General features: G+C 62.9%; 21 protein-coding genes. 13 read left to right on the top strand and 8 right to left on the bottom strand.

The features are described from left to right. Positions 1 to 20 precede the first annotated feature (20 nt). The 3 genes from dnaJ to ACODTZ_RS08000 all read left to right on the top strand — a co-directional run bounded on the left by dnaJ (position 21) and on the right by ACODTZ_RS08000 (position 3,624). Positions 21 to 1,148, top strand: coding sequence for a molecular chaperone DnaJ (gene dnaJ, locus ACODTZ_RS08010; RefSeq protein WP_018899266.1), 1,128 nt, complete (start codon positions 21 to 23; stop codon positions 1,146 to 1,148). A 209-nt stretch (positions 1,149 to 1,357) separates the two neighbouring features. After that, the gene (locus ACODTZ_RS08005; protein WP_209188785.1) at positions 1,358 to 3,253 is read left to right on the top strand and encodes a TPR end-of-group domain-containing protein; all 1,896 of its coding nucleotides are present in this window, start codon (positions 1,358 to 1,360) and stop codon (positions 3,251 to 3,253) included. A gap of 167 nt (positions 3,254 to 3,420) precedes the next feature. Then, positions 3,421 to 3,624 carry a hypothetical protein gene (locus tag ACODTZ_RS08000; RefSeq protein WP_018899268.1) on the top strand — a complete coding sequence of 68 codons (204 nt, stop codon included), beginning with the start codon at positions 3,421 to 3,423 and terminating at the stop codon, positions 3,622 to 3,624. A 35-nt stretch (positions 3,625 to 3,659) separates the two neighbouring features. Here ACODTZ_RS08000 and ACODTZ_RS07995 read toward each other — a convergent pair whose 3' ends face one another. Beyond that, positions 3,660 to 4,010, bottom strand: a complete 351-nt coding sequence (locus ACODTZ_RS07995) for a helix-turn-helix domain-containing protein (RefSeq protein WP_026283144.1) — start codon at positions 4,008 to 4,010, stop codon at positions 3,660 to 3,662. Between the two features lie 332 nt (positions 4,011 to 4,342). Here ACODTZ_RS07995 and mbfA point away from each other — a divergent pair, with 332 nt between their 5' ends. Further along, positions 4,343 to 5,326: an iron exporter MbfA gene (gene mbfA, locus ACODTZ_RS07990; protein WP_489025055.1), complete on the top strand. Its 984-nt coding sequence runs from the start codon at positions 4,343 to 4,345 to the stop codon at positions 5,324 to 5,326. A 150-nt stretch (positions 5,327 to 5,476) separates the two neighbouring features. Here the strand turns inward: mbfA and ACODTZ_RS07985 are convergent, their stop codons facing one another. Then, entirely contained in the window at positions 5,477 to 6,349 is an 873-nt protein-coding gene (locus tag ACODTZ_RS07985; RefSeq protein ID WP_489025053.1) for an SH3 domain-containing protein, read from the bottom strand. A gap of 478 nt (positions 6,350 to 6,827) precedes the next feature. Continuing rightward, the gene (locus tag ACODTZ_RS07980) at positions 6,828 to 8,213 is read right to left on the bottom strand and encodes a dipeptidase (protein WP_489025052.1); all 1,386 of its coding nucleotides are present in this window, start codon (positions 8,211 to 8,213) and stop codon (positions 6,828 to 6,830) included. Between the two features lie 194 nt (positions 8,214 to 8,407). Here ACODTZ_RS07980 and ACODTZ_RS07975 point away from each other — a divergent pair, with 194 nt between their 5' ends. Together ACODTZ_RS07975 and ACODTZ_RS07970 are read left to right on the top strand one after the other, a co-directional pair. Next, entirely contained in the window at positions 8,408 to 10,798 is a 2,391-nt protein-coding gene (locus ACODTZ_RS07975) for a bifunctional diguanylate cyclase/phosphodiesterase (protein WP_489025050.1), read from the top strand. A 98-nt stretch (positions 10,799 to 10,896) separates the two neighbouring features. Beyond that, complete coding sequence (locus ACODTZ_RS07970) at positions 10,897 to 11,433, top strand: ribonuclease H family protein (RefSeq protein WP_489025048.1); 537 nt, start codon at positions 10,897 to 10,899, stop codon at positions 11,431 to 11,433. Here the strand turns inward: ACODTZ_RS07970 and greA are convergent. Both greA and ACODTZ_RS07960 read right to left on the bottom strand, forming a co-directional pair. Then, entirely contained in the window at positions 11,417 to 11,899 is a 483-nt protein-coding gene (gene greA, locus ACODTZ_RS07965; RefSeq protein ID WP_111563154.1) for a transcription elongation factor GreA, read from the bottom strand. The genes ACODTZ_RS07970 and greA overlap by 17 nt on opposite strands. A 110-nt stretch (positions 11,900 to 12,009) precedes the next feature. Next, positions 12,010 to 13,260, bottom strand: a complete 1,251-nt coding sequence (locus ACODTZ_RS07960) for a D-arabinono-1,4-lactone oxidase (RefSeq protein ID WP_489025046.1) — start codon at positions 13,258 to 13,260, stop codon at positions 12,010 to 12,012. Between the two features lie 135 nt (positions 13,261 to 13,395). Between ACODTZ_RS07960 and ACODTZ_RS07955 the strand changes: the two genes are divergently transcribed. From ACODTZ_RS07955 to ACODTZ_RS07940, 4 genes are all read left to right on the top strand, one after another. Continuing rightward, positions 13,396 to 13,818, top strand: a complete 423-nt coding sequence (locus ACODTZ_RS07955; protein ID WP_489025044.1) for a DUF1801 domain-containing protein — start codon at positions 13,396 to 13,398, stop codon at positions 13,816 to 13,818. Between the two features lie 52 nt (positions 13,819 to 13,870). Beyond that, positions 13,871 to 14,332 (top strand): cupin domain-containing protein, encoded by a 462-nt coding sequence (locus ACODTZ_RS07950; RefSeq protein WP_489025042.1) that lies wholly within the window; start codon positions 13,871 to 13,873, stop codon positions 14,330 to 14,332. Between the two features lie 112 nt (positions 14,333 to 14,444). Then, positions 14,445 to 15,701: a GGDEF domain-containing protein gene (locus ACODTZ_RS07945; protein WP_489025040.1), complete on the top strand. Its 1,257-nt coding sequence runs from the start codon at positions 14,445 to 14,447 to the stop codon at positions 15,699 to 15,701. A gap of 145 nt (positions 15,702 to 15,846) precedes the next feature. Continuing rightward, complete coding sequence (locus ACODTZ_RS07940) at positions 15,847 to 16,248, top strand: hypothetical protein (RefSeq protein WP_018899252.1); 402 nt, start codon at positions 15,847 to 15,849, stop codon at positions 16,246 to 16,248. Between the two features lie 50 nt (positions 16,249 to 16,298). Here ACODTZ_RS07940 and ACODTZ_RS07935 read toward each other — a convergent pair whose 3' ends face one another. Continuing rightward, on the bottom strand, positions 16,299 to 16,715 hold the full coding sequence (locus ACODTZ_RS07935; protein ID WP_018899251.1) for a MarR family winged helix-turn-helix transcriptional regulator: 417 nt from the start codon (positions 16,713 to 16,715) through the stop codon (positions 16,299 to 16,301). Between the two features lie 366 nt (positions 16,716 to 17,081). Beyond that, positions 17,082 to 17,564 carry a hypothetical protein gene (locus ACODTZ_RS07930; RefSeq protein ID WP_489025038.1) on the bottom strand — a complete coding sequence of 161 codons (483 nt, stop codon included), beginning with the start codon at positions 17,562 to 17,564 and terminating at the stop codon, positions 17,082 to 17,084. Positions 17,565 to 17,745: 181 nt separating this feature from the next. On the opposite strand from ACODTZ_RS07930, the gene polA reads away from it, so the two are divergent. Next, a complete protein-coding gene (gene polA, locus ACODTZ_RS07925; protein WP_489025036.1) occupies positions 17,746 to 20,745 on the top strand; it encodes a DNA polymerase I in 3,000 nt (999 codons plus the stop codon). Positions 20,746 to 21,018: 273 nt separating this feature from the next. Beyond that, positions 21,019 to 23,724: a DNA translocase FtsK gene (locus ACODTZ_RS07920; RefSeq protein WP_489025034.1), complete on the top strand. Its 2,706-nt coding sequence runs from the start codon at positions 21,019 to 21,021 to the stop codon at positions 23,722 to 23,724. A 166-nt stretch (positions 23,725 to 23,890) separates the two neighbouring features. Here ACODTZ_RS07920 and ACODTZ_RS07915 read toward each other — a convergent pair whose 3' ends face one another. After that, entirely contained in the window at positions 23,891 to 24,727 is an 837-nt protein-coding gene (locus ACODTZ_RS07915; protein WP_489025032.1) for an SDR family NAD(P)-dependent oxidoreductase, read from the bottom strand. A gap of 471 nt (positions 24,728 to 25,198) precedes the next feature. Here ACODTZ_RS07915 and ACODTZ_RS07910 point away from each other — a divergent pair, with 471 nt between their 5' ends. After that, on the top strand, positions 25,199 to 26,569 hold the full coding sequence (locus tag ACODTZ_RS07910; protein ID WP_489025030.1) for an MATE family efflux transporter: 1,371 nt from the start codon (positions 25,199 to 25,201) through the stop codon (positions 26,567 to 26,569). Positions 26,570 to 26,617 lie beyond the last annotated feature (48 nt).

Here is a 26,617-nt window from a genome sequence, read left to right as displayed (position 1 = left end):
TTTCCGGGGTCTGATCCTTAATGGCAAAAGCCGATTTTTACGAAACGCTGGGTGTCGCCAAGACGGCTGACGAAAAAGAGCTGAAGAGCGCTTTCCGCAAGCTGGCGATGAAATACCATCCGGACAAGAATCCCGATGATCATACCGCCGAGCAGAAGTTCAAGGAAATCAACGAAGCCTACGAGACGCTGAAGGACCCGCAGAAGCGCGCGGCCTATGACCGCTATGGTCACGCGGCCTTCGAGCATGGCGGCATGGGCGGCGGTGGCGGCGGTTTCGCCGGCGGCGGCTTCTCCGATATCTTCGAGGACATTTTCGGCGAGATGATGGGCGGCGGCCGCGCAAGGCAGCGCTCGTCCGGCGGTCGCGAACGCGGCGCCGATCTTCGCTACAACATGGAAATTTCGCTGGAGGAATCCTTCTCCGGCAAGACGGCGCAGATCAGGGTTCCGACCTCGATCACCTGCGACGTCTGTTCCGGCTCCGGCGCCAAGCCCGGCACCCAGCCGAAGACCTGCGGCACCTGCCAGGGCTCCGGCCGCGTGCGCGCCGCGCAGGGCTTCTTCTCCGTCGAGCGCACCTGCCCGACCTGCCATGGTCGCGGCCAGATCATTCCCGATCCCTGCACCAAGTGCCACGGCCAGGGCCGCGTCACGGAAGAGCGTTCGCTGTCGGTCAACATCCCGGCCGGTATCGAGGACGGCACCCGCATCCGCCTGCAGGGCGAGGGCGAGGCCGGCATGCGTGGCGGCCCGGCGGGCGATCTCTATATCTTTCTGTCGGTCAAGCCGCACGAGTTCTACCAGCGCGATGGAGCCGATCTCTACTGCGCCATCCCGATCTCGATGACGACGGCTGCCCTTGGCGGCACCTTCGATGTGGCCACACTCGACGGCACCAAGTCGCGCGTCACCGTTCCCGAGGGAACCCAGGCCGGCAAGCAGTTCCGCCTGAAGGGCAAGGGCATGCCGGTGCTGCGCTCCAGCCAGACCGGCGATCTCTACATCCAGATCCAGATCGAGACCCCGCAGAAGCTCTCCAAGCGCCAGCGCGAGCTGCTGCAGGAGTTCGAGGAGCTGTCGTCGAAGGAGAACAATCCGGAATCGACCGGCTTCTTCGCCCGCATGAAGGAATTCTTCGAGGGCTGATCTAAGATTCCTAGTAAAAATTCAGGGGCCCGGTTGTTCGCAACCGGGCTTTTCTATTTTTGCATAGGGATAAACATATCTTTTGCGGACGAAGAGACTCGACAATTCTATTGCCAGTCCCTTTATTAGATATGCTACATTCATTCTGTATTGGGCCTCGAAAAGGTTCTAGACTTGCATTCCCTTTGGTAGCCTGTCCCGAGGTTGATTTGGAACGCCGTCTCGCAGCTATTCTCGCAGTGGATATTGTCGGCTACAGCCGAATGATGGGTGCCGATGAGCGGGGGACCTTGGATGCGGTCAAGCTCTGCCGCGGCGAGGTCATCGATCCCAGGATCGCCAATGCTCGTGGCCGTGTGGTCAAGCACACCGGCGACGGCATGCTCGTGGAGTTCTCCAGCATCGTCAACGCGGTGTCCTGCGCCAACGACGTCCAGCAGGCGATGGCGGCGCGCAACACGGCGCTGCCCGAAGAGCGGCGCATCGAATTCCGCATGGGCATCCACCTCGGCGACGTCATCGTCGAGGACAACGATATCTTCGGCGATGGCGTCAATGTCGCGGCGAGGCTGGAGGCGATCTGCGCGCCCGGCGGCGTGGCGATCTCGGCGTCGGCCCGCGATCACGTCGGCAGCCGGCTCGACCTATCCTTCCAGGATCTCGGCCTCTTCACGCTGAAGAACATCGAACAGCCGGTGCAGGTCTACGCGATCTCTGCGAAGCGCGCTCTGCCGCTGAAGGTCAATGCGGCGGCACTTGCGGCGGCCAAGGAGAAGCAGAAGCCGCTGGTCGCGGTGCTGCCCTTCTCCAACATGAGCGGCGATCCCGAGCAGGAATATTTCTCCGACGGCATCACCGAGGACATCATCACCGATCTCTCGAAGATCTCCAATCTCTACGTCGTCGCCCGCAACACCGCCTTCACCTACAAGGGAAAGTCGGTGCAGGTGAAGCAGGCGGCAGCCGAGCTCGGCGTCCACTTCGTGCTGCAGGGCAGCGTGCGCAAGGCCGGCCAGCGGGTGCGCATCACCGGCCAGCTGATCGATGCACGCAACGGCGCCCATCTCTGGGCCGACCGTTTCGACCGCGACCTCACCGATATCTTCGCCGTGCAGGATGAAATCACCCACGCGATCGTCGACCAGCTGAAGATCAAGCTGCTGCCGGAAGAGCAGGAAGCGATCGCCGCCGCGCCGACCACCAATGTCGAGGCCTACACTTATTATCTGCGCGGCCGGCAGTTCTCGCACTCCTGGACCCGCCACTATCTGCTGATGGCGCGCCGCATGTTTGCGACCGCGGTCGCACTCGACCCCAATTACGCCCAGGCCTATGCCGGCATCGCCGATTGTGAATCGACACTACGCGACTGGCATGCCGGCGAATACACGCTGAAGGGCATTCTCGAGCTCACCGCCAAGGCGCTGGCGCTCGACCCCAATCTCGCCGAGGCGCACGCCTCGCGCGGGCTGGCGCTGCACCAGGATGGCCGCGACGGCGAGGCGCTGGTGGAGTTCGAAAAGGCGCTGGCGCTGGAGCCCGATCTCTACGAGGCAAACTTCCACTACGGCCGCTTCCTGTTCATGCAGGGCAAGTTCGAGGGCGCCATCACCTTCTTCACCCGTGCCAGCGAAATCCGGCCGGACGATTATCTCTCGCCGATCCACCTGACGAGCGCCTGCCGCTCGCTGGGGCTGTCGCGCGAGAGCGAGCATTGGGCGAGGGTCGGGCTGGAGCGCGCCGAGCGGGCGCTGGAGCTGCATCCCGAAAACGCCGGCCCCGCCCATCGCGGCGCGCTGGCGCTCGCCCATATGGGCCGCTTCGACGAAGCGCGCGAATGGGTCAAGCGCGCCCAGCTGCTCGACCCCGATGATATCGTCGCGCAGTACAACGTCGCCTGCGTCCACGCGCTGATCGGCGAATGCGACCAGGCGCTCGACATACTCGAGGCGCTGCTGCCGCAATCATCCTGCTACCAGATCCTCTGGTTCAGCAATGATTCCGACCTCGACGCGGTGCGCGGCCACCCGCGTTTCCAGGCGATGCTCGACGCCATCGCCGCCTGCACCTTCCATCAGGACGGGTTCCGGGTCGCGTCGGAATAACGTGCAGGTAGAGTACAGCCGCGCGGGCGCTTCATTCCGGGACAGGGTGTGGCAGCCGCAATATTCGCGTTAACGCAAGCAATGAAAGCCGCTTTGCAGCGATCGCGAATATATTCAATATGCTCGAAGGGGAATACACACACACTCACACACCGAGAGCAACTTCCATGACGGTAGCCGCTTTGTCCTTGCATGCTGATGATGTCGATGTACTCGCGGGCGCGCTGTACACCTGGTGCGCGGAGCGCAATATCAAGCTCCTGAGCCAGCAGGGCCTGTCGATCGCCAATATCGCGATCGATCTCTATCATGCCGGTCATCAGACGCAGGATCAGCTGCTGGTCGCTCTGCACGACTGCGATTTTCACTGACCGCTACACGCGGCTGGTCACGTCACGCCGAAATCTCAGGCGTAGACGTCTTCACCCGACATCAGCGTCACGATGGTCATGACGGCTTCCTTGCCGGCGGTCGAGCGCAGCTTGTCGTAGGTCACGGCAAGCTCGTAGGCCTCGGCACTGAGGCCCGGCCGCGACGTCGTATCCGCACCCTCGAACAGCGCCGAGATATCGACGCCGAGAAAAACCGCGATCTGGTGCAGCTTGCTCGCCGAAACGCGGTTGGTGCCCTTCTCGTACTTCTGGATCTGCTGAAACGTCAGCCCGAGCGCCTCTCCAAGTTCCAGCTGGGAGATGCGTCGCTTGGCGCGCAACGTCCTGACGTTCTGGCCGACAATAATATCCACCGGATCTGGCACTTTGATAGTTCCCGTTCATTTCATTAAATTTATCTGAACACTATGCCGAGGTTTTTAAATATCTCAACCCGAGAGTTGCAAATTTCAACCAGCTTTTTGGCTGATTTTTAGGCTATTTTCGTAAATAAAGAAGATGAAATATACCTGGACGTGCATAAAATACACAAAACTAGTTTACGGGTGTGCTTGCGGTTACTGCGGGAAGCTGTTTTTCGCTTTCGCTAGACATGGCCGCTCGCCGGAACATGCACATCACCCGCAAGCGGCCGCGCCGCGGGCTTGACCGCCGCGTATGCGAGGCCTATTTTAGAATTATTCTAAAAGAGGCCAGCATGCTCAAACGTATTTTCAGATCACCCAAGCGTTCTTTCGACAGCCTGTCCGAGCAGGAGATCCTGGCGCTCGCCATCGGCTCCGAGGAGGACGACGCGCGCATCTATTTCGCCTATGCCGACCGCCTGCGCAATGATTATCCGGCTTCGGCCAAGGTTTTCGAGGAGATGGCGGAAGTCGAGAACACCCACCGCAATTCGCTGATCACGCTCTACCGTGAGCGCTTCGGCGAGCGCATCACGCTGATCCGCCGCGAGCATGTCGAGGGCTTCTACGAGCGCAAGCCGGACTGGCTGCGCGCCAACCTGTCGTTGGAGAAGATCCGCCAGGAAGCCGAGGCCATGGAGAACCAGGCTTACCGCTTCTACATCGAGGCCGCCGGCCGCGTCAGCGATGCCTCGACGCGGCAATTGCTCGGCGATCTGGCGCTGGCAGAGCAGGGGCATGAGGACATCACCCGCATGCTCGGCGACAAGCACACGCCCGAGGACGTGCGTGCGGAAGAGGACCAGAAGAACCGCCGGCAGTTCGTGCTGACCTACGTGCAGCCCGGTCTCGCCGGCCTTATGGATGGCTCCGTCTCGACGCTCGCGCCAATCTTCGCCGCGGCCTTTGCGACGCAGGACACCTGGCAGACCTTCCTCGTCGGCCTCTCGGCTTCCGTCGGCGCCGGTATCTCGATGGGCTTCACCGAAGCAGCCCATGACGACGGCAAGATCTCCGGCCGTGGCTCTCCCATCAAGCGCGGCCTTTCCTGCGGCGTCATGACGGCGCTCGGCGGCCTCGGCCACACGCTGCCCTACCTGATTTCCGATTTCTGGACGGCCACCACGCTGGCGGTGATCATCGCCATCTTCGAACTGTGGGCCATCGCCTTCATCCAGAACCGCTTCATGGAAACCCCATTCCTCCGCGCCGCCTTCCAGGTCGTCGTCGGCGGTGGGTTGGTGCTGGGCGCGGGTATCTTGATCGGCAGCGGCTGACGCGAGTGGCGTGAGGCAGAGACCGAAGCGCCCTCCCCCATACCGGTCACGGGCATAGGCCAACCATAGGCAGGCGCTTCGCGATATCGGACAGGAGAACGGAAAAGGGCGACCCTGCGGCCGCCCTTCTTCTTTATTTCAGGTGCTTGATTACTGCTGGTTCTGGCCGCAGTTGGGGTCGCCCGGCTGGCAGACCGGTGGGCGGCGGCGGTCGTGATCGCGACGATCCGGGCCGCGATCGAAGCCCGGCTGTCCGGGTTGGCCTGGCTGACCTGGCTGGCCGGCCTGTCCTCCCTGACCGCCTCGGCCACCCTCACCACGCCTTCCAGGCTGACCCGGTTGACCGGGTTGGCCGGGCATGCCGGCGCGACCGGATTGATCGTCAAACTGCGGCGGGCGGCCGGGACGGCCACCATTGTCCTGACGCGGATCGGGGCCACGGCCATAATCGGGACCGCGACCGGGGCCACGGTCGAAATTGGGCTGGCCATTGTCGAAGCCGGGACGTGGGCGATTGTTGTCGTAGCCTGGGCGATTGTCATCATAGCCGGGACGCGGACGGCCCGGATTGTCGAAGCCAGGACCGGGCGGCGGGCGGACGGCTGCCGGGCGGTCATAGACCGGGTTGCGGCGCCAGCGGTCGCGCTGACCGTAGAAGGACCGATCGCGGTAGTAGCGATCCCAGTAATTGCCGACGCTGAAGACGACCGTCGGGATGCCGAGCGGGCGATAATATTGCGGATCGACATAGACGCGGCGCTGCTGATAGAGCGCCTGCACATAGCGGCCGGCGACCCAGCCGCGGCCATTGTAGAACTCGACATCGCACCAGGGCACATCGGCAAGGCAGCCGTGGATTTCGACGGATTCGCCGGCGGGAATGACGGTGACAGCAGGATACTGCGTGCTCGGGCCGGCGCGCATGTTGACGTTGGCGGTCGCGAACCCTTCGGCGGCCTGAGCTGCCACCGGGGCCAGCAACAAGGCTGCGACGGCGGTGATCTTCATCAATGTGGTCTTCACGCTTGCACTCCCTAGATAGAGCGGCCGAAACGCCGCCCCTTCAGAAAACTTTCGGGCTTATCGCCTTATCAAGACAACAGTGAACAGCTTCCCGGCCAAAGTTTGGCGAGAGTGATTCAACTTTTCTTTCAATGACTTATAGCATCCGCTGATGAACGCAGCTTGAACGGTTCGAGCGCGAAGGCCTTGAAAAACGGCTGCGCAATCACGATATCTCGGTCATCGGATGCAGTCGTCGATCGCCAAGCCGCACCATGGAGCGCCGGTTGATCGACATGACAGTCGCGAGATTATCGTTAACGCTCCGTTAACCTTTCGCGGGCAGTCTGACTGCAATATTCGCTTTCACTTTGACCACGGATGTACTGGCACTGATGCGAAGCGAATGACGAAAGGCCGGTTTCAACCCGGCCTTTTTGTTCCTCTGGCGCCCCGATCTTTAAAAATCGGTGCGCCTTTTTTATTTCATCGACGCCGATTACGCCGCCAGCGCTTCCATGATGCGGATCCAGGAGCGGATGCCCTTGTGATAGGACGTCAGCTCGTACTTCTCGTTCGGCGAATGGATGCGGTCGTCGCTGAGGCCGAAGCCGACGAGCAGCGATTCCATGCCGAGCATCTTCTGGAAATCGCCGACGATCGGGATCGAGCCACCCATGCCGATGACGACGGCGGGCTTCGGCCATTCGTCGGAGAGCGCCGTCTTTGCCTTGGTCAGAACAGGCGAATCATAGGACAGGTGGATGGCCGGCGAGCCGCCATGCGGGTGGAACTCGACCGAGCAATCGGCGGGGAGTTGCGAGCGCACATAGGCGCGGAAGCTGTCGCGGATGGCGGCCGGGTCCTGCGTGCCGACGAGGCGGAAGGAGACCTTGGCCGACGCCTTGGCGGCGATCACGGTCTTGAAGCCTTCGCCGGTATAGCCACCCCAGATGCCGTTGACTTCAGCTGTCGGGCGGGCCCAGGTGAGCTCGAGCACCGAGCGGCCCTTCTCGCCCGAGGGAACCGACAGGCCGACTTCGCCGAGGAAGCCCTCGGTGGTGAGGCCGAGCGTTTCCCACGAAGCCTTGATGTTTTCAGGGGTTTCCTCGACGCCGTTATAGAAGCCATCCAGCGTGATGCGGCCGGTGTCGTCGTGCAGGCCGGCGAGGATCTTCGTCAGGATATGGATCGGGTTGGCGGCGGCACCGCCGAAAAGGCCCGAATGCAGGTCGCGGTCGGCTGCGGTGACGACCACTTCTTCGCCGACGAGGCCGCGCAGGGCAGCAGCGATTGCCGGCGTGTCGCGGTCCCACATGCTGGTATCGCAGACCAGCGCATAGTCGGCCTTCAGCTCGGCGGCATTGGCCTCGAGGAATGGCTTCAGCGATGGTGAGCCGGATTCTTCCTCACCCTCAAACAGGATCGTGATGCGCACGGGGAGCGCGCCGTTGATTTCCTTATAGGCGCGGCAGGCTTCGACGAAGGTCATCAGCTGGCCCTTGTCGTCGGCGGTGCCGCGGCCGGTCAGGATCTTGCGGCCGCCTGCTTCCTGCACGGAAGGCTCGAAGGGGTCGTTGTCCCAGAGATCGACCGGATCGACCGGCTGCACGTCATAGTGACCGTAGAACAGCACATGCGGAGCCGAAGAATTGGCGCCATCGTGATGGGCGACGACCATGGGATGGCCGGGCGTGGCGCGCACCGAGGCGTCGAAACCGATGTCGCGGAGATAGGCCACCAGCCACTCGGCCGCCTTGCGGCAATCATCCTTGTAGGCGGGATCGGTCGAGATCGACTTGATCCGCAACAACTCGAACAGCTTGTCGAGGCTCGAGGGCAAATTCTGGTCCGCGCGCGCGAGAACCGGCATCAGGTCAGGCATTTCCGACTCCTTCTTGAATTTTTGCCGGACGATAGACCAAAGCATGCGCGCTTTCGAGGTGAAAAACGAAATATGGGCATCCGCGCGACGGGGCGAAAACCCACATCGAATGCTGGGAAAAGTTGTAATTTGCAATTCATAGTTATTTAAGAAGACGCTTGATAACTTCCGGAGATTGGTGCTGGAGGTGGCTGATGTTTACCGTGATCGCCTGTATTCGTGACAATCATGACTGGCGCCTGATCATTGCCGCCGTCGTCGTCTGTTTCATCGGAAATCTCACCGCCATGCTGCTGCTCTTCCGCGCGCAGCAATGCGATCGCGCCCAGCAGCGCAACTGGATCATGGCGTCTGCCTTCGCCATCGGCGTCGGCATCTGGGCCACCCACTTCATATCCATGCTCGCTTATGACGGCGGCTATTCGATCGCCTACGGGCTGGGGCTCACCACACTCTCGGTTGTGATTGCCATCGGCGTCTCCTATCTGGCGCTGCTTGTCGCCACCGAGGGCACCAGCCGCTTCGCCTTCGCGCAGGGCGGCGCGCTGATGGCGCTCGGGATCACCGCCATGCACCTGACGGGCATGCAGGCGGTGGAGGGCCAGTTCAACATTCTCTTCAACGCGACGGCGACACTCTCGGCGCTTGTCATCAGCGCAGCACTTGCCGGCGTCGCCTTCCTGATCTTCCGTTCGCTATCCGGCTCCAAGCGCGTGCTGCTTTCCGCAACCGCAATGGTGCTGGCGATCGCCGCCGCGCATTTCGTGTCGATGAGCTTCATCACGCTGATCCCCGAGCCGGGACGGCAGATGACGGCGGCCATCGTCGAGCCGAAGGCGCTGGCGGGTGTCGTGATGGCGGTCTCGACGGCGCTCATTCTGGCATCGCTCGGCATGGTGTTTCTCGCGAGCCACCTCACCGACCTCAAGGGGCTGGCGAACGCCACGATGGAGGGGCTGCTGGTGCTTTACGAGGGAATGATCCTCGACGCCAACGAGCGCTTTCTGGAGATGTCCGGCTGGCAGCTCAACGAATTGCGCGGCCAGAAACCTGATTTCCTGCTGCTGCCCCCGGGCGGGCTGCAATCCGGCATCCACCACGAGACGCTTCTGACCACCCACGGCGAGACGGAACTGCCGGTCGAACTCATGCTCCGTCGGATGATCTATCGCGGCCGCAGCTGCGATATCCTGGCCGTGCGCGATCTCACCGAGCGCAAGCGCGCCGAGCAGATGATCGAGCATCTGGCCCAGCATGACGTGCTGACCGGCCTTCCGAACCGCTCTCTCTTCGACACGCGTCTCAGGCAAGCAATCCAGGTGGCGCAGCGAAAGCGCGCGCAGGTGGCGGTCTTCTATCTCGATCTCGATCGCTTCAAGGCCGTCAACGACCTGTTCGGCCATGCCGAGGGCGACCGGCTTCTGTGCAAGGTCTCCTCGATCCTGCAGCGCGTGGCCGACGACAGCGCTACGATCGCGCGGCTTGGCGGCGACGAATTCGCCATCATCCAGAGCGGCAAGCCGCAGCCGGATGGCGCGCGCGGCCTTGCCGACGCGATCCTTGCCGGCGTGGCCGCCGAAATGGACGTCGCCCGCGACCCGACCGCCGTTGGCGTCAGTATCGGCATCGCGGTCTACCCCGCCGATGGCGATACCGGCGAGCTTCTCTGCATCAACGCCGATACGGCGCTCTACCGCGCCAAGCATGCCGGCCGCGGCAAGGCCTGCTTCTTCGACGCGGAAATGGATGCCGCCGTCAAGGCACGGCGTGAGATCGAAAACGAGCTGCGCCACGCGATCACCCGCAACCAGCTTTTCGTGAACTACCAGCCGATCCTCGACAGCCGCACCGGGAGCATCAGCGGCTACGAGGCGCTGATGCGCTGGAATCGGCCGGGGCATGGAAGCTCCGAGCCAGACGTCTTCATCAAAATCGCCGAGGAGAGCGGCATCATCGTGCAGCTCGGCGAATGGGTGCTGCGCCAGGCCTGCACCGAGGCGGCGCGCTGGCCGCAGCCGCTGACGATCGCCGTCAACGTCTCGCCGGTGCAATTCATGCTGCCCAATCTCTACGACCGGGTGGCGGCCATTCTGCACGAGACCGGCCTTGCGCCGCAGCGGCTGGAGCTTGAAATCACCGAGGCCGCCTTCATCCGCGACCGGGTGGCGACGATCTCGACGCTGATGCGGCTGCACGGTCTCGGCGTTCGCATCGTCATGGACGATTTCGGCACCGGCTTCTCCTCGCTCTCCAACCTGCGCGCGCTGCCCTTCGACAAGATCAAGGTCGACCGCAGCTTTACCGGCATTCTCGAACACGACGCCGCCGCCCGCTCGATCGTTCGCGCCATCATCGGCCTCGGCCATAGCCTCGGGATACAGGTGGTAACGGAGGGCGTGGAAACGGAACTGCAGCGCCAGATCGTCACCAACGAGGGCTGCGAGCAGATGCAGGGGCTGCTGCTCGGCAAGCCAGATATCGAGCCCAGCGTGAAGATGGCGGCGCGCGAAAGCTATCTCTCGGCGCATGAGAAGCAGCAGAAGACGGTGCTGCTCTATCCGCAAGTGGTGTCGACGTCGAAGTAGGCGGGCATCATCTAGGGCGGAAGACAAGGCCGGAAGACAGACCCGGGCGTTTCGGATAGGTTGCGCCTTCCCGCCGATTTGCCGGACGTTCCGCCGACATGACCGATAATCCCGACACCGCCCGCGCCGCCATCGGTGCTCACGACAAGCTTGAGATCTTCACCGATGGCTGCTGCGAGCCCGGCTCCGGCTATGGCGGCTGGGGCTTCGCCGTCTATCGCGATGGCGTCGAGATCGCATCCGGTTGCGGCGGCGCCGATAAGACCGCCAACAATGCGATGGAGGCGACCGCCGTTCTGGAGGCTGCGAGATGGGCCAACGTCCATGCGGCGGAGGCCGTGGTGACGATCTGGTCGGATTCGGTCTACGCGGTGAAGGGCTGCAACGAGTGGCGACCGATCTGGCGCAACAACGGCTTCAAGAAAATCACCGCCAATAGCCGGCTCAGAAGCCGTGGTATCGCCGATGCCGATCTCTGGAGGGCGATCGACGCGGCACTCCTACGATCAGCGACGATCACGGTTTCATGGTGCAAGGGCCATGCCGGCACCGAGGGCAACGAGCGGGCCGACAGGCTGGCGGATAGCGGGCGGCTGTCAATCGCGGTGAAAGCCCCGCTCAAGCGATCGCGATGATCTCAAGCTCCTGGCCACCGGCATCGACCACATCGCCGACGGCCTTGCCGATCAGCACACGCGCCACCGGCGAGACGTAGGAGATCGATCCGGCCTTTGGGTCCGCCTCGTCCTCGCCAACGATGCGATAAGTCTGCACGCGCCCGTCCTCGCGCTCGAAGGTGACGAGGCTGCCGAAGGCGACGGCATCGCTGGACGTAGGCGCGGGCATGAGCTGGGCAGTGCCGAGGCGGGCCGCGAAGTAGCGGGCATCACGCAATGGCGCGGCACCCTGGCGGCGGCGCTCGTTGATATCGTCGATCCCCAAGGTCGCCTCATAGGCTTCGCGCGCTTGGCTAAGATTGAGCTCCAGCGCCTTCAACCCGGCCTCGGTGACGAGGTTCGGATGCGGCGAGATCGGCCGATCGGGAATCAAGGTTTCCGATGCCGTCTCGAAGCTCTCTTCTTTGGTGAAGGCGACCGCCAATCTCTACTCCATACCGATATCAGGGACGTCTTCGTCCCTCGTTTGATCGCAACAGCATATACCGGCGCGGCGACGAGCGCCAACGCCGACAAGATGCCGCACGATCCCGCTCAGTTCGTCGTGCCGAAGACGACCTCTTCCAGCCATGGATTGGAGAACTTGCGTTCCGGGTCCATGCGTTCGCGCAAGCGGGCGAAGTCGGGGAGCTTCGCGTAGTTCCTGCCGATATGCTGGCGGGTGAAGACCTTGCCCCAGTGCGGCAAAGGCGAGAAAGGCGCCAGCACCTGCTCGATCTCGGCGGCGGCGGCATCGACCGCCGCCTGGTCGCGAACCCAGGTGAAGTGGATTGACAGCGTATCGCGATTAAACTGCGGGCTGAGCCACAACTGGTCGGCGGCGACGGTGCGGAGTTCGCCCGATTGGACGAGATGCGCGAATTTCGAGCGGATCGACAAGAGCGCCTCGACGGCGGCGGCGCCATGTTTGCGAGGCACATGGTATTCGGACTGGATCTCGGCGCCGCTGCTCGGGGTAAAGCCCATCTTGAAATGCGGCAGCCTATCCGACCAGCGGCCGAAGGCGCCCAGCTGTTCGGTGGCGTTTTCGGCGTCGAGGCCGATGATCGGATGGCGCTTGATGTCGGCATTGACCGCGCCATGCAGGGCATCGGGATGATTGCCGCTCTTTTCCGTCTCCTTCAGCCAGACCGCGCCGGCCTTCTCTCCCCATTGGGTAAAGACGCTGACGCTATAGGCCGCGGCCATGATGGCATCGAGATTGGACAAGAGCGCGTCCCAGCTCAGCCCCTCATAGACGTGCTGCGCGACCTGGAATTCCGGCTGAACATCGAGCGTCACGCGGGTGACGACGCCGAGCGCGCCCAGATGCACGACCATGCCTTCGAAATCGGCGTCGCCGCGCTTTACCTTCACCAGGCTGCCATCGCCGGCGACGAATTCGAGGCCGGAGACCGCCGTCGCCAGATTGCCGTTCCCGTCACCCGAGCCATGCGTTGCGGTGGCGATCGCGCCGGCGATCGAGATGTGCGGGAGGGATGCGAGATTGTGGATGGCGAGCTGGTGGCGCTGCAGGAAGAGCGCGAGCTCGCCATAGGTGCAGTGGCCGGCGACCGAGACCTGGCGGCCGCCGCTTTCGACGACAGGATCGATCGGCATCCGCTCGAGCGACATGGCAGAGCTGCCATCGACGATGGCGTTGAACGAGTGGCGCGAGCCAAGCGTCTTTACCGCCGCCGACCGCGCGACGATGGCGCGGACCTCTTCGACCGAAGACGGATAATGGCAGTCCTTGAAACCATAGTGAAAGCTTTCCGCCCAATTGGCGGCAGGCACCTGCGTCATGAGTGAACCTCCTCGAATCCCGCAGGAGTGGTAGCACGACGATGGAGGCGGAGACAAAGGAAACCCTCTTTCCCTTAGCCGCGAATCTCCTAGATTGCGCAGTATTCGCATGAGCTTATCGACGGGGAGGATGGAATGGCGGAGAAGACGAAGGGTGCAGTGGGCGAGGAAGCCGATGCGTCGCAGCTGATCGACCAGCGGATCGCGGAGCTGACCGACTGGCGCGGCGCGATGCTGGCCAATGCCCGGCGCATCATCCGGGATGCCGATCCGGAGGTGATCGAGACGTGGAAGTGGCGCGGCGTTCCTGTGTGGGAGCGTTCCGGCATCATCTGCACCGGCGAGACCTACAAGACCGCCGTGAAACTGACCTTCGCCAAGGGCGCATCGCTCGATGATCCCTCCCGCCTGTTCAACGCCAGCCTCGAGGGCAATGCCCGGCGCGCCATCGACTTCCACGAGGGAGACACGATCGACGCGCCGGCCCTTACGGCACTCGTGCGGGCGGCGATTGCGCTGAACATGACGAAGGCCACGAAGAAACCGAAGGGCGGTTGAGCGGGCGGCCCGCCAAGCCACCCGCCGAACACATGTTGCGGAGGATAGCCTGATGCCGAAGATCGACGTCGCCACCGTGCCCCGCGTCAAGGGCTCGCCTTATCCGGCGCCGCATGCGGCGGCCTGCGCCGAGCGGGTCCGCCAGCGGCTGGGTGACGCCGGCGGGCTTTCCGATTTCGGCATCAACCTCATGCACCTGCCGCCGGGAAACTGGTCGAGCCAGCGGCACTGGCATTCGCATGAGGACGAGTTCGTCTATGTGCTCTCGGGCGAGGTGGTGCTGGTCGAGGATGACGGGGAGACGCCGCTTCGCGCCGGGGATTGCGCCGCCTTTGCGAAGAACACCGGCAACGGCCATCACCTGATCAACCGGTCCGATGCGGTGGCGATCTATCTGGAAATCGGCTCGCGGGACATGGCCGATCTCACCACCTGTTCCGACATCGACATGATGAGCGCGAATGCCGATGGCCGGTTCGTTCACAAGGATGGGAGCCCCTATCCGAAACCTTGACACCCCTGCCCCGGGCCTTCACCGATGAGAACCGGGGACGCATAATATTCATTTGTTCATGATTATATGCGACGCATCTCCTACACGGATTTAGGTGGGGAGCACGTTTGCAATGGTTGTTGCGCGCGCATTCGGTACGTCTTCCGCGGATGTGAAACAGCGGGAACTTGAGCGCCTGGCGGCGCTGGAGCAGCTCGACCTGCTCGATTCGCCGCGCGATGAAGGCTTCGAGCGGATCGTTCGGCTGATCAAGGAAGTGTTCACCGTCGATATCGGCCTGGTGTCGCTAATCGACGCGCACCGCCAATGGTACAAGGCCTGCTCCGGTCTCTCGAACAGCGAAGTGCCGCGCGAGGATTCCTTCTGCCGCTTCGTGGTGGATCTCGACACAGCCGTGATCGTGCCCGACGCCACCCGCGACCCGCGCTTTGCCACCCACCCCGCAGTAACAGGTGAAAATCATATCCGCTTTTATGCCGGCGTTCCGCTGCGCACCAAGAGCGGCCACACCGTCGGCACCGTCTGCGCCATCGACCGCACGGCGCGCTCCTTCGGGCGCAAGGATCTCACCGTCCTCGAAGAGATTGCCGGCGTTGCGATGGACCGCATCGAGCTGATGCAATCGGCGGCGACCGACAGCCTGACCGAGGGCCTGACACGCCGCGCATTCAAGGAAGAGACCGACCAGCTGATCGGGGCTGCGCTGCGCAGCCAGAAGAGCCTTGCCTGCATCGTGCTCGACATCGACCACTTCAAGACCGTGAACGACACCCATGGCCACGCTGCCGGCGACGAGGTGCTGAAGGCGGTTTCTTCGATCTGCCGTTCGGTGCTTCGAAGCGGCGACCTGTTCGGCCGGCTGGGCGGCGAGGAATTCGCGATCATCCTGCCCAATGTCGACCGCGACGGCGCACTCGTCGTGGCCGAGAGACTGCGGGCGGCGATCTCGGCCGAGCCGATCGTCGGCGAGTTCGGCTCGCTTGAGATTACGGCGAGCTTCGGGATTTCGGCGCTGTCGATCGTCTGCAAGGAGATCGACACGCTGCTAGCCCAGGCGGATGCCGCCATGTACGAGGCCAAGCGCAGCGGCCGCAACCGCTGCCTCTGCTGGCAATCGATCAGCTCGGATCAGCCGAGCGGCGCGCGTCGACGGGTGCTGAAGGCCGGCTCGATCCTCTTCAACGACCGCCGCTCGACGATCGATTGCACCATCCGCTCGCTCGGCGCCGACAGCGCCGCACTCTCGGTTTCGAGCTCGACGGGAATCCCGGCGGAGTTCGTGCTGATGATCAAGGGCGAAGGCTTCGAGACGCATTGCCGGGTGGTCGCGCAGGACCGGCAAAACCTGGAAGTTGCGTTCCGGGGCTGAGCCGATGGCGCTCAAAGGGCGAAAAAGCGGCGAAATTCGTAAGAATTCGAAACAACTTGTGACTAAGTGGCTCCAAAAGCTGACCTTTTCGTCTTGAAGCTGAAACATAGATATCGGATATTACGTGCACGTTAAGGAAGACGTCATGATCCGTATGATTGAAGATCCCGCCGAATTGGCCGGGGAAGACATCACCGGCAAGTATATCTTGCGGAAATTGAACTACCACTGGTTTGCCTATGGCAAGGCCGGCATCGTGACCGCGTGCAAGGGCACGATCCTCCATATCGATCGCGAAGAGACCGTCTATTCCGAGCGCTGGGGTCGCCGGGCCTACACCGGCAACGGCAAGCGCTATCCTGGCGGCATCTGCCCGATATCGGCCATCGCCTGCGTCTGCGATACGCCGGATGAAGTGAACGCCGTCATTCAGCTCGATGTCGAGGCGCAGGACGAGTTCTATCAGCTGATCGCCAAGACCGAAGCGCGCGTGCAGGCTCTGGCCGCATCCTCGCAGAACCAGATCTACCTCGCCGCCGCCGAATAAGGCGCCGGCCCTATCCCGCGCGCGGCTCGCGCCGGGACCACACCCAAATCTCACAGCTTTTTGGCGTTCTCCAGCAGGCGACGGATGTATTCGAGCGTCAGTTCGCGCTCGAATGTCTTGAAGCCATCGAACAGAGCGAGGTCTGCCTCGCGGGCAGCGAGCACCGCATCATTTTCCATCGTTTTCGCGCGGTCGGTAAGGAACACCAGCTGGGCGCGCTTGTCTGATGGATGCGGCCGACGCTCGATCAGGCCATCGCGCTCCATACGCGACAGCGTGTTGGCCATGGTCGCCTGCTCGATATCGACACGGGCGAGCAACTGCTTCTGCGTCAGCCCGTCTTCGGCCCAGAGCTCCAGTAGAATCGGAAACTGACCCGGCGAAAAACCCAACCTTGCCGCGCGCTGCTGCAGCGAGCGGGCAAAGCCCTTGGCCAGCTGACTGGCGAGATAGGCTCCCGAGTCCATTCGTTCCGTTCCCATTTTTTCAGTTAGGCGCAAAACCCAGCCACGAGCAATGCAACAAATCGTATGCGATGCTTTGAAAGACAGACATTCATATTCATACAGCTGGAGATAGTGCAGAAAAACAAAGCCGCCATAGCCTGGAGGTAAGGCTATGGCGGCTTCAAATAGGGGACAAAGGCCCGGAGAGGGGATGAGGCCTTTGTCCAAGTCCAATGCGGCGGGGGACGAGCCGGCAATCAGACCCTCGACGTGATCAATGTCGCGTCGGTGATATTTATTTGTAGTTCCGAATGTGGCTTTTCAAGGGAAAGAAAAGAATTGACTATTACATTTTGGTAACAGTCCGGTGAGCGGCTTGTGCGAGACTCACGCGGCCGGCGGCAGTCGCGGGCCGATAAGGCGTTCGAGTTCGGCGAGACGCTCTTCGATATCGTTGACAGACATCCGGTTTTGATAACTGTCCTGCACGGCATTGATCACTTCGTTGTACTGGCGCAGGCTGTCGGAACGCAGTTCCTGGACAAGATCGGCGATATCATGCGTCCGACCTTCCAAGTCGTCTAGGCGCTTCAAGATCGCGCCGAGCCTCAGTTCCATCTCAGAGCGAAACTGACCCATCTCGGTCCGCAGCCGGTCAACTTCCAGCTTCATGCCTCCCATATCAGCCCTGAGATCGATCAAGTCGTTCTCGAACTTGGTCATGAAACGCCCTAGCTTGAAAAACTCGACGTCGTATCGACCCATCGCGTCGACCTGCCGGGCGACCTGCGTACTCAGCCCCTTCATGCCGTCGATAAGCACGGAGAGTTGGCTGAGAAAGTATCTCTGAGATTCAGGGGCTCCAGACATCGCGGGCTCTCGTTGAACGCAAACCTAATGTATGGGCGAAAAACGCCTGAAACAAGCCGCAGCTATTGAGGGGTTATGGCCGTTTCCGAGCGTTTTCCGGCACTTCCCAAGCATGTGCGCAACGCGCCGGCACCCTAACTTTATATGGACCTCGCAAGGCCGGCGCGCTATCCATGCTGCCATGAAAAAAGGCGATCATCTCTTTCTTGTCGACGGCTCCGGATTCATCTTTCGAGCCTTCCATGCCCTGCCGCCGCTGACGCGCAAATCCGATGGGCTGCCTGTCGGCGCCGTCTCGGGTTTCTGCAATATGCTGTGGAAGCTCCTGACCGAGGCGCGCGACACGTCGGTGGGCGTGACGCCGACGCATCTGGCCGTCATCTTCGACTATTCGTCGAAGACCTTCCGCAAGGATCTCTATGACGCCTACAAGGCCAACCGCTCGGCGCCGCCCGAAGAGCTGATCCCGCAGTTCGGGCTGATCCGCCAGGCGACGCGCGCCTTCAACCTGCCCTGCATCGAGACCGAGGGTTTCGAGGCCGACGATATCATCGCCACCTATGCGCGGCAGGCGGAAGCGCTCGGCGCCGACGTGACGATCGTCTCCTCCGACAAGGACCTGATGCAGCTCGTCACCGATAACGTCCACATGTACGACAGCATGAAGGACAAGCAGATCGGCATCCCTGACGTGATCGAGAAATGGGGCGTGCCGCCGGAAAAGATGATCGACCTGCAGGCGATGACCGGCGATTCCGTCGACAACGTGCCTGGCATTCCCGGTATTGGACCGAAGACGGCGGCGACGCTGCTTGCCGAATATGGCGACCTCGACACGCTGCTTGAGCGCGCCACCGAGATCAAGCAGGAGAAGCGCCGGCAGACGATCATCGAGAATGCCGACAAGGCGCGGCTGTCGCGTGAACTCGTCAAGCTCAGGACCGACGTGCCACTCGACATCGCCGTCGCCGAGCTCATTCTCGAGGCGCAGGACGGACCGAAACTGATCGGCTTCCTGAAGGCCATGCAGTTCACCAGCCTGACGCGGCGCGTGGCCGAGGCCTGCGAATGCGACGCGAGCGCCATCGATGCCGTTGACGTGCCGGTCGAGTGGGGCGCCAATGCGCATGGGCCGGATCTCGACGTAGCCGAGGCGGCGCCTGTTGCCGGCGGAACGCCTGAGGTCGTCGGCGATGCCGTTGCCGTTCCGACTAAGGTCAACGGCTCTACGGCGCCAGAGGGCAGCTTCACGCCATCCGATTTCGCCAAGTCGCGGGCCGATGCCTTCGCCAACCTGCCCTTCGACCATTCGCGCTATGTGACGATCCGCGATGTCGCGACGCTCGACAAGTGGATAGCGGATGCGCGCGAGACCGGCGTGATCGGCTTCGACACCGAGACGACCTCGCTCGATGCGATGCAGGCCGAACTCGTCGGCTTCTCGATGGCGATTGCCGATAATGCGAAGAGCCCCACGGGCGTCAATATCCGCGCAGCCTATGTGCCGCTCGGCCACAAGACCGGCGTGGGCGACCTGCTCGGCGGCGGCATGGCCGAGAACCAGATCGCGATGCGCGACGCGCTGCCGAGGCTGAAGGCGCTGCTTGAGGACCAATCGGTGCTCAAGGTCGCGCAGAACCTGAAATACGACTACCTGCTGATGAAGCGCTACGGCGTCGAGACCAAGAACTTCGACGACACGATGCTGATCTCCTACGTGCTCGACGCCGGCACCGGCGCGCATGGCATGGATCCGCTGTCGGAGAAATTCCTCAACCACAAGCCGATCGCCTACAAGGACGTGGCCGGCAGCGGCAAGTCGAACATCTCGTTCGATCTCGTCGATATCGACCGCGCCACGCATTACGCGGCCGAGGATGCCGATGTGACGCTCAGGCTCTGGATGGTGCTGAAGCCGCGGCTGGCGGCCGAGAAGCTGACCTCCGTCTACGAGCGGCTGGAGCGGCCGCTGCTGCCCGTTCTCGCGCATATGGAAGAGCGTGGGATTACCGTCGACCGGCAGATCCTGTCGCGGCTCTCGGGCGAGCTGGCGCAGGGTGCGGCGCGGCTGGAGGACGAGATCTACCAGCTGGCCGGCGAGCGCTTCAACATCGGCTCTCCAAAACAGCTGGGCGACATCCTGTTCGGCAAAATGGGCCTTGCCGGCGGCTCGAAGACCAAGACAGGGCAGTGGTCGACCTCGGCCAGCGTGCTGGAGGATCTGGCGGCGGCCGGGCTGGAACTGCCGCGCAAGATTGTCGACTGGCGGCAGCTGACCAAGCTCAAGTCCACCTATACCGATGCGCTGCCGGGCTATGTGCACCCGCAGACGAAGCGGGTGCATACCTCCTACTCGCTGGCTTCGACGACAACGGGGCGGCTATCCTCGTCGGAACCCAACCTGCAGAACATTCCGGTTCGCACCGCCGAAGGCCGCAAGATCCGCACCGCCTTCATCTCGACGCCGGGCCACAAGCTGATCTCGGCCGACTACAGCCAGATCGAGCTGCGCGTGCTTGCCCATGTCGCCGAAATCCCGCAGCTGACGCAGGCCTTCGCAGACGGGATCGACATTCACGCGATGACGGCGTCCGAAATGTTCGGCGTTCCCGTCGAAGGCATGCCGTCGGAGGTCCGCCGCCGCGCCAAGGCGATCAACTTCGGCATCATCTACGGCATCTCGGCCTTCGGTCTTGCCAACCAGCTCTCCATCGAGCGTTCGGAAGCCAGCGACTACATCAAGCGCTATTTCGAGCGCTTCCCCGGCATTCGCGACTACATGGACAGCACCAAGCAGCAGGCGCGCGACAAGGGCTATGTCGAGACGATCTTCGGGCGGCGAATCAACTATCCGGAGATTCGCTCCTCCAACCCCTCGGTGCGCGCCTTCAACGAGCGCGCGGCGATCAATGCGCCGATCCAGGGTTCGGCCGCCGACGTGATCCGCCGGGCGATGATCAAGATGGAGCCGGCGCTGGCCGAGGTCGGGCTTTCCGAGCGGGTGCGCATGCTGCTGCAGGTGCATGACGAACTGATCTTCGAGGTCGAGGATGAGGACGTCGACAAGGCCATGCCTGTCATCGTTTCCGTGATGGAAAACGCCACCATGCCGGCGCTCGAAATGCGTGTGCCGCTGAAGGTGGATGCGCGTGCGGCAACCAACTGGGACGAGGCGCACTAGAGCGCCGGGCGTTCGCGCGAAGGCACAAAGGACGCTGTCACTCATGCATCCACGCATCGGACTTTCCGAAAATCGATTTTGATTTTCGGGCCGATGCGTGGGCGCCTCGTCGAAAAATCGCTAAAATTTTCTTTATCAAGCAAGTCACTGAAAACACTCTAATTACGCCTTGCTACAGCCGTCGCGCAGGGGCGTCGAGAAGGAACTTATTAACCTTCATTTCCTAAGCCGGAAGAGGATAATAGTTACCAATCATGAGTGAGTGGCTGTCGTATGCGCTTTCCTAGAACCAATCTGACGGATGCCGGCGAGGTTTCCGCCGACACCCAGGGCGAACAGCTGCAGGAACAGGCCGGCGAGAAGCCGGTACCGCCGATGTGGCAGAATCACTTTTCGCTGGCGCCGAATGTCCGCTTTACCCGCACGCCGGAGAGCCAGATCAACCCGCGCAAGCAGCCGGCCGAGCCGGTGCAGCAGCGAGTGATGGAGCCTGCACAGGTGGCAACGCCCGCGCCGACATCTGCCCCGCAGCCCGCCCAAGTGGTGGCACCGGTGACGGTAAAGGTGATGGCGCCGGTGGCCCAGCCGATCGTCGTGACGCCGCAACCTGCCGCGCAGCCGCGCCAGGGCTATGTCGCCCGCCAGGCCGCCATGCAGCCGGCCGTCACGCAGCCGCAGCCGCACGTTCAACAGCAGGCGCTACGCAATGCCTATGCGTCGCAGCCGGCCGGCCCGCGCGCGCCCTTGGTCACGCCTAGCGCGCCCGCAGTGGCTAATGTGCACTTCGACGTCTACCAGCAGGAAGCCAATGTCGCCGCCGTCGAGGAAAACGCGATCGTCGTTTCCGAAACCGCCGACGAGGCGCAGTTCCATGCCTCCTCCAACCTCTCCTCGATCTCCGACTTCGCCTTCTGGGAAGTGATGTCCTTCGAGGATGGCGAGGCGCCGGCCGAGCAGGTTGACGCTGCACCGCAGGTGCAGATCGTCGCGCCGCAGACCGTCTCCGAACCGCACTCGATCATCAGCCAGTTCCGCATCATGGAATGGCGCCCGGGCAAGCAGCCCGTCGTCGCCGCTCCCTATGCCGCGCCGCTGCCCGTTGCCCCCGTTTCGGTTGTCCCTGCTCCCGTCGCAGCCCCGATCGTTGCTCCCGTCGTAACGGCTGCGCCTGCCGTTTCCGTTGCAGCGCCTGTTGTCGTGGCGCCGGCGCCAGCCACCGGCCGCGCGCCGATCCGCCAGCCGCTTGCCGTCAGGCTGAAGCAGCAGGCGGCTGCCGCCGAGGCACTGGCGTCCGCTCCTGCTCCGCAGGTCGTGCAGCCTGTTGCCATCGAGCCGCAGCCATCAGTCGCACAGCCGATCGCGCCGATGCCCGTTCGCTCGCAGCCTGTTATCGCGCCGCTGGCGCCCGCCGCCCGCATGGTGGCGCACAAGTTCGTGCCCTCGAAGGTCGATGCATCGGGCTACGAATTCCCCTCCAACTCGCTGCTGCAGGAGCCGCCGGAACGTGTCGGCGAGATCATGTCGCAGGAAGCGCTGGAGCAGAATGCCGGGCTTCTGGAAAGCGTTCTGGAAGATTTCGGGATCAAGGGCGAGATCATCCATGTGCGCCCCGGCCCTGTCGTCACGCTCTATGAATTCGAGCCGGCGCCGGGCGTAAAATCCTCGCGCGTCATCGGCCTTGCAGACGATATCGCCCGCTCGATGTCGGCCCTTTCGGCGCGCGTCGCCGTGGTGCCCGGCCGCAATGTCATCGGCATCGAACTGCCGAACGCGCTGCGCGAAACCGTCTATTTCCGCGAGATGATCGAGAGCGCCGATTTCGAGAAGAGCAGCTACAAGCTGGCGCTCGGGCTCGGCAAGACGATCGGCGGCGAGCCCGTGATCGCCGAGCTTGCGAAGATGCCGCATCTGCTCGTTGCCGGCACCACCGGCTCGGGCAAGTCGGTCGCCGTCAACACGATGATCCTGTCGCTGCTCTACCGGATGACGCCGGAACAGTGCCGCCTCATCATGATCGATCCGAAGATGCTGGAACTGTCGATCTATGACGGCATTCCGCATCTCCTCACCCCCGTCGTGACCGACCCGAAGAAGGCCGTGATGGCGCTGAAGTGGGCGGTGCGCGAGATGGAAGAGCGCTACCGCAAGATGTCGCGCCTCGGCGTGCGCAATATCGACGGCTACAACAGCCGCGTGGCGCAGGCCAAGGAGAAGGGCGAGACGATCCATATCATGGTGCAGACCGGCTTCGACCGCAGCACCGGTGCGCCCATCGAGGAACAGCAGGAACTCGACCTGACGCCCATGCCTTACATCGTCGTCATCGTCGACGAAATGGCCGACCTGATGATGGTGGCGGGTAAGGAAATCGAAGGCGCGATCCAGCGGCTGGCGCAGATGGCGCGCGCGGCCGGCATCCACCTGATCATGGCGACGCAGCGTCCCTCCGTCGACGTCATCACCGGCACGATCAAGGCCAACTTCCCGACCCGCATCTCCTTCCAGGTGACGTCGAAGATCGACAGCCGCACGATCCTCGGCGAACAGGGCGCCGAACAGCTGCTCGGCCAGGGCGACATGCTGCACATGCAGGGCGGCGGCCGCATCTCGCGCGTCCACGGCCCGTTCGTCTCCGACGCCGAGGTCGAGAAGGTCGTGGCACATCTGAAGACGCAGGGACGGCCGGAATATCTGGACACGGTGACCGCCGACGAAGAGGAAGACGGCGAAGAGGAAGACAGCGCCGTGTTCGACAAGGGCGACATGGCGGCCGAGGACGGCAACGACCTCTACGACAAGGCCGTGAAGGTCGTGCTGCGCGACAAGAAGTGCTCGACCTCCTACATCCAGCGCCGCCTCGGCATCGGCTACAACCGCGCCGCCTCGCTGGTCGAGCGCATGGAGAAGGAAGGGCTCGTCGGCCCCGCCAACCATGTGGGCAAGCGCGAGATCGTCAATGGGCGTGGCGAGGGGGATTGAGATCTCTCGCCGGGGGTGCTCGTGGCCGCTGACATGCAGAATGATTGGACCCGTCACGAGGCTTACCCCCCTCTGCCTGCCGGCATCTCCCCCACAAGTGGGGAGATCGACTCGTAGAAAGGCCTCCGCCAAACAATGACGGTGATTCAGGGATTAGCTCTTGGGCTCAGCCCCTTGTGAAATCCGCCTCCGTCAGCGGAACGGGCCGGTAGCCATCAATGTCGGCGATATCGTATTCGCAGCCGAGTGCGGCCGCCACCAGAGCCTGGCCGGATTTCGACATCAGCGCCGGATCGCGCCAGAGGCCTGAAATGATGCGGCCGATGAACTGAGGGGATTCGGAGTTGGAGAGGTCGAAATAGGCGGCGTTCTCCATCACCGCTTCGGTGCGGACCAGACCGGGATAGAGTGAGACGGCCGCGACATCGTGCGGGCGCAGATCATGGGCGAAATCGGCCGCCATCTTGTCGGCGGCGGCCTTGGAGATGCCGTAGATGGCGTTGCCATCATAAAAGCGCGACGCCCAGAACGAGATGTTGACGATCAGGCCGCGCCGGTTTGCGACCATCATCGGCGCCACCGCGCGCGACATCAGGAAGGCTGCCTTGAGCGCCGTGCCGATCATGGCGTCCCAGCGCCACAGAGGCTGTTCCCAGAAGGCGCGCGGCCAGGTGAAATCGCCATTCTCGACCATGTTTTCGTAGCCCGGCCAGGCGTTGTTCACGAGGATATCGAGCTTTCCGCCGGCTGTGACCGCTTCGGCGACACGGTGGGTGTCGGCGTCGTTGGCGTGGTCGCAATGATGAATGACGACGCGGCCGGCGAGCGTGGCGGCTTCGTTGGCGAGGCTTTCGAGGGAGCCTGGGCGTTTGCCTTGGATGTCGGTCTCATGGCGCGTTCGGCCCGTGACGTGCACGGTGGCACCCTCGGCAAGCAAGGCAAGCGCGATGCCGCGGCCGACGCCGCGACTTGCGCCGGTGACCAGTGCGACGGTGTCTTTCATGGTTTTCTTCCCCCCGTAGCGTCGATGACTTAGCGTGGAAACGCCGGCGTCTGCGCACCCCTCATCCGGCTGCCGCCACCTTCTCCCCGTCGGGGAGAAGAGACTCGTGGCGGCGCCTTGAGCGATATTGTCACTCACGAGGCGGCTTGAAATCAACGCCTACGATGAGGCAGAGCGGCTGCCACCTGCCCTTCTCCCCAACGGGGAGAAGTGCCGGAGCGACAGCGAGGCGATGAGGGGGTGGAGCGGGAGCGACGCCCTGAGCGGCAAGCGAAACCGTCGGCCGCCGGTTTTCGAATTGACAGCCCCGCGTCAAAATGATTGATCCGATGCAGGTTTCGAGTGCCTGCCGCCTGCGGACGCAAGTCACGGTAAAAGCTCGACGTGGACATCATCTCACCCTCGAAGCATTTCGTTGGTGGCAATGCAGGCTCCCTCCTCAATCGAAATGCCTCATCTGAGGAGTGCGTGATGTCTGCGAGACTATCACCCGACAATCGATTCCTGACCGCGCCCGTGGGCCGGATCTTTGCCACGACCGCCTTGCCGATGGTGGCCATCATGACGATGAACGGCCTGCTCGGCATCGTCGATGCCGCCTTTCTTGGACGCTTTGTCGGGGAAGAGGCCATAGCGGCGATCAGCATCGCGTTTCCCATCCTGCTTGTTACCATCGCGCTTTCGACGCTTGTCGGCAGCGGCATGTCCAGCCTGCTTGCCAGACAACTCGGCGCCGGTGCGCGCGAAGAGGCGGGCGCGACCTTTGCCCGGGCGCATGGCCTGGCCATCATGATCGGCCTGGCGCTGATCCTGCTCTTCCTCGTCGGCGGCTGGATGTTTGCGACGCGGATGGCCGGAACGGCGGAGCCGGTTGCCAGGATGGCTTGGGTGTTCCTGCTGATCACTCTTCTGGGCACGCCGCTGCAGTTCCTGCTTGGTATCCATGCGGATGCCTGGCGCAACGAAGGCCGGGCGGGTAGTATGGCGCTGATGTCGCTTGGCGTGACATCGATCAACATCCTCTTCAACTACATCCTGATCGTGCCGCTTGCGATGGGCGTTGCGGGGTCGGCCTTGAGCACCGTGCTGGCGCAAGGGGCGGGCCTTGCTCTTCTCATCGAGGGCCGGCGGCGGTCTCGGAAGATGATGCCGCTTGGCGGTCTGCGGCGGAACGCGTGGCATGGGCAATGGGGGAAGATCGCGGCACTCGGCGCTCCCGTCAGTCTCACATTCCTGGGGATGGCGCTGACGGCAACCTGCGTGGTTCTTGCGCTGCCGGCCTCAGGCGAAGGCCATTCGCAGGCGGTCGCGGCCTATGGCATCATCACGCGCATCCTCGGTTTCGCCTTCCTGCCGCCCATGGCCGCAGCGCTCGCCATGCAGAGCATCGTCGGCAACAATGTCGGAGCCGGGCGCTGGGATCGTGCCGACCAGGTCCTGCGGATTTCAGCCGTAACCGCCTTCATCTACGGAGCCGCCGTCGAACTGCTGCTTCTGACACAAGGCCGACTGATCGCCTCCGCCTTCATCGCCGACGCCGGCGTCATCGAGGAGGTCGCCAGGATTCTCAAGCCGATGGCGGCGCTCTATCTGTTTTCGGGACCGGTGCTGGTGCTTGCGCTTTACTTCCAGGCGATCGGCCGGCCTCTGCAGGCCGGGCTTCTGACGCTGATGAAGTCCTTCGTGCTCCTCCCGGTCGCCATCATTGTCATTGCCGCTTTGCTCGACCGAACGGCCATCTGGTTCGCGTTTCCGATCGCTGACGGGCTGACAGTGGCGATCGCTGCGGTGGTTCTCGGCGCGGTCGCGATACGCGGCGGAGAGCGGATGAGACAGGGGTGATGGAGCCTGCCCGCCGGCCGGTCATGAAAGCGCAGGAGGCGCCTGACG

Source organism: Rhizobium sp. FG113 (assembly GCF_057809895.1).
The sequence above is the reverse complement of the archived record's forward strand: the minus strand, read 5'-3'. Positions and strand labels throughout refer to the sequence as shown.

Bases quoted from the DNA above. Each gene is read 5' to 3' on its own strand.
- dnaJ (WP_018899266.1), top strand. From the start codon at position 21: ATGGCAAAAGCCGATTTTTACGAAACGCTGGGTGTCGCCAAGACGGCT.
- ACODTZ_RS08000 (WP_018899268.1), top strand. From the start codon at position 3,421: ATGACGGTAGCCGCTTTGTCCTTGCATGCTGATGATGTCGATGTACTC.
- mbfA (WP_489025055.1), top strand. From the start codon at position 4,343: ATGCTCAAACGTATTTTCAGATCACCCAAGCGTTCTTTCGACAGCCTG.
- ACODTZ_RS07980 (WP_489025052.1), bottom strand. From the start codon at position 8,213: ATGCCTGACCTGATGCCGGTTCTCGCGCGCGCGGACCAGAATTTGCCC.
- ACODTZ_RS07975 (WP_489025050.1), top strand. From the start codon at position 8,408: ATGTTTACCGTGATCGCCTGTATTCGTGACAATCATGACTGGCGCCTG.
- ACODTZ_RS07970 (WP_489025048.1), top strand. From the start codon at position 10,897: ATGACCGATAATCCCGACACCGCCCGCGCCGCCATCGGTGCTCACGAC.
- ACODTZ_RS07960 (WP_489025046.1), bottom strand. From the start codon at position 13,260: ATGACGCAGGTGCCTGCCGCCAATTGGGCGGAAAGCTTTCACTATGGT.
- ACODTZ_RS07955 (WP_489025044.1), top strand. From the start codon at position 13,396: ATGGCGGAGAAGACGAAGGGTGCAGTGGGCGAGGAAGCCGATGCGTCG.
- ACODTZ_RS07950 (WP_489025042.1), top strand. From the start codon at position 13,871: ATGCCGAAGATCGACGTCGCCACCGTGCCCCGCGTCAAGGGCTCGCCT.
- ACODTZ_RS07945 (WP_489025040.1), top strand. From the start codon at position 14,445: ATGGTTGTTGCGCGCGCATTCGGTACGTCTTCCGCGGATGTGAAACAG.
- ACODTZ_RS07940 (WP_018899252.1), top strand. From the start codon at position 15,847: ATGATCCGTATGATTGAAGATCCCGCCGAATTGGCCGGGGAAGACATC.
- ACODTZ_RS07935 (WP_018899251.1), bottom strand. From the start codon at position 16,715: ATGGACTCGGGAGCCTATCTCGCCAGTCAGCTGGCCAAGGGCTTTGCC.
- ACODTZ_RS07930 (WP_489025038.1), bottom strand. From the start codon at position 17,564: ATGTCTGGAGCCCCTGAATCTCAGAGATACTTTCTCAGCCAACTCTCC.
- polA (WP_489025036.1), top strand. From the start codon at position 17,746: ATGAAAAAAGGCGATCATCTCTTTCTTGTCGACGGCTCCGGATTCATC.
- ACODTZ_RS07920 (WP_489025034.1), top strand. From the start codon at position 21,019: ATGCGCTTTCCTAGAACCAATCTGACGGATGCCGGCGAGGTTTCCGCC.
- ACODTZ_RS07915 (WP_489025032.1), bottom strand. From the start codon at position 24,727: ATGAAAGACACCGTCGCACTGGTCACCGGCGCAAGTCGCGGCGTCGGC.
- ACODTZ_RS07910 (WP_489025030.1), top strand. From the start codon at position 25,199: ATGTCTGCGAGACTATCACCCGACAATCGATTCCTGACCGCGCCCGTG.